Source organism: Brachybacterium sp. HMSC06H03, from assembly GCF_001807385.1.
Lineage (GTDB): Bacteria > Actinomycetota > Actinomycetes > Actinomycetales > Dermabacteraceae > Brachybacterium > Brachybacterium conglomeratum.
In genome coordinates this window covers 1-2,666 of the sequence record NZ_KV788848.1, presented here as the reverse complement: position 1 = coordinate 2,666, position 2,666 = coordinate 1, and the positions used below count along the sequence as shown (strand labels likewise).

2 protein-coding genes are annotated in these 2,666 nt (G+C 73.7%); one reads left to right on the top strand and one right to left on the bottom strand.

Features of this window, described 5'->3' with window-relative positions; all coding sequences use genetic code 11:
• Positions 1-309: 309 nt before the first annotated feature.
• Positions 310-1,080, top strand: coding sequence for a hypothetical protein (locus HMPREF3159_RS10765; protein WP_070501024.1), 771 nt, complete (start codon positions 310-312; stop codon positions 1,078-1,080).
• A gap of 36 nt (positions 1,081-1,116) precedes the next feature.
• On the opposite strand, the gene HMPREF3159_RS10760 is transcribed toward HMPREF3159_RS10765, so the two are convergent.
• Positions 1,117-2,666 (bottom strand): glycoside hydrolase family 53 protein (locus HMPREF3159_RS10760; protein ID WP_070501023.1); only part of this gene is annotated, 1,550 nt, incomplete at its 5' end.

The window sequence follows — 2,666 nt, the reverse complement described above, 5'->3', positions numbered from 1 at the left end:
CACAGCCGTGGCCACGGCTGTGGAGCCGATTCCCGGGGCGTGCCGATCCAGGACCGTGCGAGTTGCGCTGCCCGCTGGCGGCCGATGGTCCCCTCAGCGGGGCACCCAGACCGCCATGCCGCCCCGCTGTCGCATCAGCCCGTCCTCGATGGTCGTCAGGACAGTGCTGCCTCCGTGGCCCTGCGCGCCCTCGATGGGCCGTCGCCGAGGCCGACGGTCCCGGCGCAGACCTGCGGGCGCTCGAGGGGTCCCCTGGTGAGCTCGGGGTCGACGCACCCCCGTTCCCGTCGGATCCCTTAGCCTCGCTGCATGTCTCCGACCACCGACCCGTCGGCCCCCGCGCCCCGCCCTGAGGACCACTCCGACGAGCCGCCCTCCTCGAGCCGCTTCCAGCGCCTGGACGGGCAGGCGGTGCGCCGCTCGGCCGCGGCGCTCGAACACCGGATCATGACCCGCTTCCCCGATCGCACTCTGTGGGAGGTGTGCCGGGAGGTGGTGGGGCTCGTGGACGAGATCAACGCCGGCACCGGCATCAGCCGCCGACGGGTGCGGCTCGCCCGACTGCTCTCACGGCTCGCGATGCTCGCGGTCGCGCTGTTCCTCGGCGGGGCTGTCGCGCTCGCGGCGGTGGACCTGTTCGCGGAGCGCGACGTGCTGGGCCCGCTGGACGTGCTCCCGCTGCTCGAGACGATCATCAACGACCTCGTCTTCGGCGGGATCGCGGTGTTCTTCCTGCTGCGGATCCCCGAGAGGATGGAACGGGCGCGCGTGCTGCGGATCCTGCACCGTCTGCGCTCCCTGGCCCACGTGATCGACATGCACCAGCTGACCAAGGTGCCCGAACGCCTCGAGCGCGGCTCCCGTGCGGACGGCGGGCTGGACCTGGACCGCACGGAGCTGACCCGCTATCTCGACTTCTGCACGGAGATGCTCTCGCTCGTGGGCAAGAGCGCGGCCCTGTTCGCGGAGCACACCACCGACGGGGACGTGCTCGACGCGGTCGAGGGCATCGAGGCGCTCACCTCGGACATGGCCCGCAAGGTGTGGCAGAAGATCGGGATCATCCAGCAGCAGGGATGATGGGAGGGCTCGTCGAACGCGCCACGCAGCCGGCGCTCAGCTGAGCGCGGCGAGCACCTCCGGCAGCGCCCGGCCCTCGTGGTCGAACATCGCCTGGTTCTCCCAGGCGTTGCCGGAGGCGGCGTCGTGGAGGTCCCAGCCGGCGCCCTCCACCGCGGTCCAGGCGGGCTCCCAGTAGACGGCGCCGCGGCCGCGGCCGCCGGCGGCGGAGACGGTGACGTCCTGGACGGCGCGGAAGAACGCGGCCTGCCCGGCGGGCGTTGCCGGATACCCCTCGGGCAGCGGCGTCGCGCCGTCGACGATGTTCGGATAGGGCACACGGGGGTCGTCCTCGAGGGTGAAGGGATAGGCCGTCTCGACGACGACCACGTCGCGCGCGCAGCGTTCCGAGAGCACGGCGACCGCCTCCTGGAGGTCGCCGAGAGTGCCGTGCCAGTACGGGTAGTAGGACAGACCGATGAGGTCGAAGGGCACGTCGCGGGTGAGCACCTGCTCGAACCACCACGTCAGGCCCTCGATCCCGTCGTGGATGTTCGTCAGGTGAAGCATCACCTCGGCGCGGGGGAACACCTCGGCCACCGCCCGGGAGCCGGCGGCGAGGAAACGGCACAGGTCCTCCCACCGGGCGCCGGCGACGCCGTCGGCCTCGTCCACGTCCCAGGTCTGGCCATGGGGCCACAGCATGCCGGGGTTGATCTCGTTGCCGACCTGCACCATCGCCACGTCGATCCCGGCCTCGCGCAGGGCGAGGAGGGTCGAGCGGGTGTGCTCGGCGACCGCGTCGACGAGGCCGTCGACGCCGAGGTCGGACCAGGCCGCGGGCACGTGCTGGGCGCCCGGGTCGGTCCACTCGTCGGAGTAGTGGAAGTCCACGAGCACGTCCATGCCGGCCCGGCGGATCCTCCGGGCCATCTCGACGGTGCGCTCCGGGGTGCACCAGCCGTCGACCGGGTCGACCCAGACGCGCAGCCGCCCGAGCGTCGCGCCGTGCTCGGCCATGATCTCCACCGGGTCGACGCTCCGCGTCCCGTCGGCCGAGACGTACACCGCCCCGTGCGCCTCGTTCTTCGGCACGCCTGAGAGGTCGACCCCGCGCACCGTGCGTGGGACGCCGCCGGGCAGGAGCTCGAGGTCGTCGATGCTCGCCCAGGCCCCATCCCCGCCGCGCACGCGGAGCGAAGCCTCGAGCACGCCGCGCGCCTCCGCGAGGCCGACGGCGAGGTCGAGCCATGCCCCGTCCCTCCCCGTGACCGGGAGGTGCACCTGCTCCGTCCTCCCTCGGGAGCGGATCTCGAGGCGGGCGGCGGTGCCGTCGCCGCCGGCGCGGACCCGGGCGCGCAGCACCCGGTCCCCTCCCCGGCCGATGACGACCTGCTGGCGGGCGACGACCTCCTCGCCCGCGGCCGGCGCGAGGTGGAGCACGTGCTCGCGCTCGCCGTCGGCCGTGACGGTGACTGCCTCGGGCGGACCGTCGATCGACCAGTGCGCGGTCCCCTCGGCGAAGCCGGGGTTGCGCAGGGCCTCGGGCCGACCGGCCGCCTGGGCCGGGGAGGTCCCGGCGGCGCAGACGGCGAGGGCGCCGCCGA